This is a genomic window from uncultured Limnohabitans sp. (assembly GCF_937889215.1).
Taxonomy (GTDB): Bacteria; Pseudomonadota; Gammaproteobacteria; order Burkholderiales; family Burkholderiaceae_C; genus Limnohabitans_A.
Window position 1 is genome coordinate 1 of record NZ_CALBEX010000323.1, and the last position, 7,082, is coordinate 7,082.

A 7,082-nucleotide genomic window follows, 5' to 3' on the forward strand; every position below is an offset into this window, starting at 1 on the left:
AGGCTACCAAGGCCAAAAATCCGGCAAATGCGAGTTGAAGCTTGCGTTTGTCTAAGCGTTGAGAAAGCCGAGCGCCCCAGTTGGCAAACCAGATGCTCACCAAGCTGATGCCGAAAAAAGCGGGGACGTGAACATAGCCCAGGGTCTGCGGGGTGTTGGGCCCTGTGAAACCCAGACCCAAGGCCCCAATCAAAGAAATGGGAATGGCAACGGCCGAACTCACGACCACGGCCTGTCACATGTCGACGCCTCTGAGCACCAAATAAGGCACGGTCATGGCCCCGCCACTGACCCCCAGCAAGGTCGATATGTGGCCAATGAACGCCCCGGCGCCCACCAACTCTTTGCGATCTGGGCAAGGCTTGCTGATGCTTTGCGTTTTTTTAACCAACAGGCTGATGCAGGTGCTCAGTGCAAACAGGCCAAAGGCTATTTTGAGCCACCGACTGGGCACCCCGTTGGCCATCAAGACCCCCGTGACGGCTCCCACACTGACCGCACCTGCCAACCAATGGAAGCTGTCAAATTGCAAACGCTTTGCACGCCAATGCGTCCATGAGCTGCTGACCGATGTGGTGGCAATGCAGGCCAGCGAAGTGGCCACTGCGAAATGCATGACTTCAGGCCCCAGCACGGGATCGCTATGCCAAAGAAAGTAGAGCGTGGGCACAATGACCAAACCACCGCCCACACCAAACAGGCCTGCAGTGAAACCGCCAGCAGCGCCGACCAGCACAAACCACAACCCTAGCGTGATCATGCAGGCAGGGCCTCAAATTGGCCGAATTTGCTGCGCCAGAAGGTCAATGCGCTGGCATCGTCTTGCCAGCCAAAGTCTTGCACTTGCCCGATCACAATGTGGTGGTCCCCTGCATCCACCAGTTGGTGAAGCTGGCAGTCAAACCAGGCCGCAGCACCGGTCAGGCGTTGGCGTTGGTTGGTTTGGCGCTGCACGGGCACACCCGCAAAGCGTGCGGCCATGTCGCCAGTTGCGAACTGGCGTGCAATGGCTTCTTGTTGGTGTGACAGCACGCTGACCGTGAAGCCGCCCGATTGCGTGAAAGCTTCTAGGCTGGTGGCTGCTTTGCGAATACTCCACAGCACCAGCCTGGGCTCCAAAGACACCGACGCAAATGAGTTACAGGTCATGCCCCAGTCACTGCCCTGCCACCGGGCGGTGATCACGGTCACCCCGGTGGCAAAGCAGGAAAGCGCCTTGCGGTATTCGGCGGGCTCCTGGAGGGCGGGCCGTGCTGCAGCGGCTACCAGGTCATCAGGCATTTTGGGCATGGAAACTTTCAAGAACAGGGTGACTGATTGAAGGGATGTTGTGGGTTGTTCAGGGTACTTCGTGGCCGTTGGCCAATTCGTACAGTTCGTACCAAGTCTGGCGGTCCATTGGGACACGGGTGGCATTAACAAAATGGGCAATCCGCTCGATTTGATTGCTGCCCATCACGGGCAGAATTTGAACCGGGTGATGCATCAGCCAGGCCATCGCCACGGCGGTGGTGTCGGTGCCTGAGGCGAGGGCCAGTTCGGCCAATTTGGGCGCCAGTCTGGCTGCCGCTGTGCCGGGGGTTTTGGCTTGTGAATGCAGACGCCCGCCCCCCAGAGGAGACCATGCCATGACGGGCATGCGGTGCTGCTGGGCATGGGCCAATTGTCCGTTGATGAAGGGGGCAGTATTGAGCAAACTCAACTCCAGCTGGTTGGTTTGCAGTTTGTGCTTCATGCACGATTGCAGCAAATCCACGTCCCAGGGCATGAAGTTGGACACCCCCACGCCGCGCAGTTTGCCACCGTCGATCAGACCATCGAGGCACGCACCCAGACCTTGGGCATCCATCAAAGGGTCGGGGCGGTGGATCAGCAGCAGATCAATCACCTCCACGCCGATGCGTGAGAGCGAACGCTCGACACTGGCCGAGACGTGAGCGGGGCTGGTGTCGTAATGCTTGACCCGGGTGTTGGGCCACCGAGACGAGAGCAGCATGATGTCGGTCTTGGTCACGATCTCGATGCGGTTTTTGAGCGCTGGCTTGGCCTTGATGGCGTCGCCAAACAAGGCCTCGCAGCTGTAATCACCGTAGATGTCGGCATGGTCAAAAGTGGTGATGCCTTGGTCCAGGCAAGACTCTATGCGTGCCAAGTTGGCCTGCACTGAGTGGTCTTGCGCTTCGGACAGCCGCCACACGCCGTAAGCCATGCGGCTGAGGCTTTGCCCATTGGGCAAGGCAATGCGGCCGATATCGGTTGAATTCATTTGCGGACTCCTGTGCCCAGCGGTGTGGGCGGTGTGTGGGCCGGGACACGGCCATATTCGTGTGCCAGTGACACGGTTTTGAGCTGCGGCAGCACTTTGGTGCCGAAGATCTCGCATTCTTGCAGATGCGGGTAGCCGGAGAAAATGAAGGCGCGAATCCCCATTTTCTGATAGTCATGGATGGTGCTGAGCACCTGATCGACACTGCCCACCAAGGCGGCACCACAGCCACTGCGGGCGCGCCCGACACCCGTCCACAGATGGGGCTCAACGTAGCCCTCGTCGTCGGCGCGGTCTCGGTTGGCGCTTTGCAGCGACACGCCCAAGCTGGTCGCGTCCAGTGCGCGTTGGCGAATTTCCCGGCCCTTATCGTCGTCCAGTTGTGACACGAGTTCGGCTGCGTATTCACGCGCCTCGACTTCGGTGTCGCGCACGATCATGTGCACGCGCAGGCCGTAGTCAAGCAAGCGGCCATGCTTTTCGGCTTGGGCATGCGCGTCTCGCATGCGCTGGGCGAGCATGTCTTTGGGCTCAGGCCACATCAGATAAGTGTCGCAATGCGCGCCGCAAAGGGCCAAAGCATCGGGGCTGTAGCCGCCGAAATACAGCAGCGGTCCGCCGTTGGTTTGGTAAGGCCGCACCGGGTCCGTGGACAGTCCTTTGAGCTTGTAAATCTCGCCGTCGTAGTTGATCTCGTCTTGCGTCCAGGCTTGCTTGAGGATTTCCACCACTTCCCATGAGCGGCGGTAGCGGTAGGCGCTGTCTTCTTGTTGACCAGGAAAATCGGATGAAATAACGTTGAGCGTCAGCCTGCCTTCCAGAATGTGGTCCAACGTGGCCACCGTGCGCGCCAGCATCGCCGGGTGGGTTTCACCGCATCGGATCGCCGCCAACAGGTTCATGCGTGAGGTTTTAGGCGCCACCGCAGCGGCAAAGGTCAGGGTGTCTTGTCCGACTTGGTAGGATGAAGGACAAAGTATGTTGCGAAAACCCAGGGCTTCAGCCCGTTCGACGATGCGGCTGGTGTTGGCCCAATTGCTGCGCAAATCGCCTTCGGGCACACCCAAATGCCGAAAGTCATCTGAACACAGGGGGGCGAACCAGGCGACTTCGGCACCCTGGATGTCTTCTCCTTTGACGGGGACAATGCTCATGCTGGATTCCTCACAAAATGTGAATGAATGATATATGAATTACGGCCCGACGTCATTCGGGTTTCCCCGTGTTTGTCATACTGTGATCATGAAAGCTGCTCAACCTGCGAAACCACTGCCCGTTTACCTGCAAATTGCCGAATTGCTGGCCCGACAAATCAAGGCCGGTTATTGGCATGGTGGTGAGCGCCTGCCCACCGAGGCTGAACTGGCCCAAACCTTGTCCGTGGCTGTGGGCACTTTACGCAAATCGTTGGCCCTGCTGCAGGAGCAGGGGGTTTTGGAGCGCATCCAGGGCTCGGGCACCTATGTTCGGCAAACGAAAGGCACGCAGCAACAAATTTACGAATTGTTCCGCTTGGAGTTGGTCGACGGTCCCGGCTTGCCCACCGCCAGCATCCTTGATGTCAGTTTGCAGGCCTACCCATCCCACTTGCCGCCCTTGGTCCCAGCCGAACAGATGTGTTGGCGGGTCCGTCGCATGCGATTTTTGAGCCAGCAACCTGTGGCGCTTGAAGAAATCTGGTTTTCTGCGAGCGCTTGCACCGATTTGACCGCAGACGATATGGGCGACTCGATGTACCTGTTTTATCAGCAACGTCTGGGTGTTTGGATCGCCCGCGTGGAAGACCAAATCAGTGCGGCAGCAGCACCGGATTGGGTGTGTCGACCGCTGGCCGTCTTGCCTGGTGCTTGTGTGGGCTACATTGAACGCGTGTCCTGGACTTCCAGCAACCAGATGGCCGAATTTTCGAAAACTTGGTTTGATCCGGCGGTGTGTCGTTATTCGTCGCGCATGAGCCAGTGATCTGTTGACCGGGTGCATGCCGCAGAAGCGGCGGGGACTTCTTCATGATGCGGCCTGCAATGCTGCGAGCAATTCAGTCTCAATCTCGATCTGCGCACGGTTTTGTTGCAACTTGGCGCCGCTGATCAAAAAGGTGTCTTCGACGCGTTCACCCAAGGTGCTGATCTTGGCCAAATGCAGGTGAATGCCATGCCGTGCGAGCACCAGCGCGACGCTGTAGAGCAAGCCGATGCGGTCGCTGGCGGACAAACTGAGCAGCCATTTTTGGCCTTTGTCGTCTGGGCTCAGGGTGACTCGGGGGCTGACGGGAAAGCTTTTCACGCGGCGTGAAATGCGCCCTTTTGAAGGCGAGGGCAGGGCGTCCTGTTTTTCCAGCGTCTGGGTCAATCCCGACTCCACCATCGTCATCAGCTCGCGGTAGTGCTCAGGCAGCATGCTGGTCACGATCTGAAAGGTGTCCAGCGCCCAGCCGGTTCGTGTGGTGTGCACACGGGCATCCAAAATACTGAAACCGGATTGGTCAAAATGCCCGCAAATGCGGGCGAACAAATCCGGTTGATCAGGGGTGAACACCAGCACTTGAAGGCCTTCTCCGACAGGTGACGGCCGCGAGCGCACGATGGTTCGGGGACCGTCCTGCGTGGGGAGCGCCACATGGCGTGCTAGTTGGCGTGCATGCCAAGCGATGTCGGAGGCATCGTGGCGCATGAAATAGCTGATTTCGAGCGTGTCCCAAAGGGCTTTGTGGCCTTCGTGGGGCTGCGCTTGGCGGGCCAGCTCAATCAAGGCTTCGCGCTTGCGGGCCTGCACTTCGGTGTTGGCATCCGGCGCACTGCCGCCAAGCACGCGCAAGCTGGCTTTGTACAGGTCTTCCAGCAGCTTGCCTTTCCAGGCATTCCACACTTTGGGGCTGGTGCCGCGTATGTCCGCCACGGTGAGCAAATACAGGGCTGTCAGGTGGCGCTCGTCGCCTACGCGCTGGGCAAATCGGGCAATCACATCGGGGTTGCCCAGGTCTTCTTTTTGGGCCACATGGCTCATGGTCAGGTGCTCGCTGACCAAAAACTCGATCAGTTGAGCGTCTTCTTTGCCGATCTGGTGTTGGCGGCAGAAGGTTCTGACCTCGGCACAGCCCAGTTTGGAGTGGTCACCGCCACGGCCTTTGGCAATGTCGTGGAACAAGGCGGCCGCGTACAAAATCCAGGGCTTGTCCCAGTCGCTGGCCAATTGAGAGCAAAACGGGTATTCGTGGGTGTGCTCGGCCATGAAAAACCGCCGCACATTGCGCAGCACCATGATGATGTGCTGATCGACCGTGTAGGCGTGGAACAAGTCGTGCTGCATCTGTCCAACAATGCGCCGGAAAACCCACAGGTAGCGCCCCAGCACCGAGGTGTCGTTCATCAAGCGCAGGGCGTGTGTGATGCCCTGTGGCTGCTGCAAGATTTGTAAGAAAGTCTGTCGATTGACTGGGTCGGCGCGAAAGCGGCCGTTCATGATGGACCGCACGTTGTAAAGCGCCCGCAGGGTTCGGGCCGACAAGCCTTTCAGGCCTGGGGTGGCCTGGTAAAGCAAAAAGGTTTCGAGAATGGCGTGCGGGTGTTTTTGATAGAGGTCGTCGCTGGCCACTTCGATCAGGCCAGCTTTTTCAAAAAAGCGCTCGTTCAACGGCCGGAAATGGTCGATGCTTTCGCCTCGATCCGACTTCAGCTGGTCTTCAATGTTGAGCAACAAAATTTGGTTCAGCTGCGTCACGGCCTTGGCGGCCCAATAGTATTGGCGCATCAGCTTTTCGCTGGCACGCAGGGCCAGGCGGCCCTCGGGGGTCACATCCGAGCTGAAGCCAAAACTCTCGGCCACGTTGGTTTGCAGGTCAAACACCAGACGGTCTTCGCGGCGCTTGGCCTGCAAATGCAGGCGCGCCCGAATCAGGCCGAGCAACGCTTCATTGCGTTTGATCTGACGCGCCTCCAGCGGTGTGGCCAGGCCTTTGCGCGCCAGGTCGTCCCAGCTGTGCCCCAGGCCCGCGGCACGGGCGACCCACAAGATGACCTGCAAATCCCGCAGCCCACCGGGCGATTCTTTGCAGTTGGGCTCCAGCGCGTAGGGCGTGTCTTCAAATTTGGTGTGCCGCTGGCGCATTTCCAGGGTTTTCGCCACCAAGAAGGCCTGGGGGTCCATGGCTTCTTGGTATTGCTTTTGGAACTCGGTGAACAGCCGGGTGTTGCCCGTCACGCGCCGCGATTCGAGCAAAGAGGTTTGCACCGTGATGTCTTTGGCGGCCTCGGCCAAACATTCGTCAAGGCTGCGCACGCTGGAGCCAATCTCCAGGCCGGTGTCCCAGCAACTGCCAATGAAGCATTCGAGTTGGGTTTGCAGGCCGGGGTTGTTTTCGGGTGTTTGTCCCGCCGGCAGCAGCACCAGCACATCCACATCGGAATAGGGAAACAGCTCAGCCCGACCAAAACCGCCCACGGCGACCAAGGTCAGATCAGCAGAAAAGCCCGCGTTGTGCCAGAGCTGGATCAGCAAACCGTCGGCCAAAATGGACAATTGGCGCAGCGTTTGTTTCAGGCCCCGCACCGCCGAGCCGCTGCTGGCCAGGGTTTGCAAAACCGCCGCCTTGTCGCGCTTGTAGGTGTCGCGCAGTGCCGCCAGATCGGCCAACGGTGCCTGATCGCTCATCTCAGGCGGTGGTCGCGGTTTGGATGAAGTCTGGCAAAGCCGGCATGCCTGGCGAAATGGTCAGGACCTCGTAGCCCGTCTCGGTCACCAGCACCGTGTGTTCCCACTGCGCTGACAAAGAGTGGTCTTTGGTCACGATGGTCCAGCCGTCACCCATTTCCTTGATGTC

At 59.0% G+C, this 7,082-nt stretch carries 5 protein-coding genes and 2 pseudogenes; 1 reads left to right on the plus strand and 6 read right to left on the minus strand.

Annotation, left to right across the window (positions count from 1 at the left end):
* The 4 genes and pseudogenes from Q0341_RS08240 to Q0341_RS08255 all read right to left on the minus strand — a co-directional run.
* Positions 1-760 (minus strand): annotated as a pseudogene (locus tag Q0341_RS08240) (sulfite exporter TauE/SafE family protein); the annotation flags it as partial.
* Positions 757-1,290, minus strand: a complete 534-nt coding sequence (locus tag Q0341_RS08245; RefSeq protein WP_299511986.1) for a flavin reductase family protein — start codon at positions 1,288-1,290, stop codon at positions 757-759. The pseudogene Q0341_RS08240 and the gene Q0341_RS08245, both read right to left, overlap by 4 nt.
* Before the next feature lie 49 nt (positions 1,291-1,339).
* Positions 1,340-2,266, minus strand: a complete 927-nt coding sequence (locus Q0341_RS08250) for an aldo/keto reductase (RefSeq protein WP_299511988.1) — start codon at positions 2,264-2,266, stop codon at positions 1,340-1,342.
* Entirely contained in the window at positions 2,263-3,420 is a 1,158-nt protein-coding gene (locus Q0341_RS08255; RefSeq protein WP_299511991.1) for an LLM class flavin-dependent oxidoreductase, read from the minus strand. Before Q0341_RS08255 ends, Q0341_RS08250 begins: the two co-directional genes overlap by 4 nt.
* A gap of 88 nt (positions 3,421-3,508) precedes the next feature.
* Between Q0341_RS08255 and Q0341_RS08260 the strand changes: the two genes are divergently transcribed.
* Positions 3,509-4,228, plus strand: coding sequence for a GntR family transcriptional regulator (locus Q0341_RS08260; protein WP_299511993.1), 720 nt, complete (start codon positions 3,509-3,511; stop codon positions 4,226-4,228).
* A gap of 42 nt (positions 4,229-4,270) precedes the next feature.
* Here the strand turns inward: Q0341_RS08260 and Q0341_RS08265 are convergent, their stop codons facing one another.
* Both Q0341_RS08265 and Q0341_RS08270 read right to left on the minus strand, forming a co-directional pair.
* Positions 4,271-6,913 carry a [protein-PII] uridylyltransferase gene (locus Q0341_RS08265; protein WP_299511996.1) on the minus strand — a complete coding sequence of 881 codons (2,643 nt, stop codon included), beginning with the start codon at positions 6,911-6,913 and terminating at the stop codon, positions 4,271-4,273.
* A 1-nt stretch (position 6,914) separates the two neighbouring features.
* A pseudogene (locus Q0341_RS08270) lies at positions 6,915-7,082 on the minus strand (type I methionyl aminopeptidase); the annotation flags it as partial.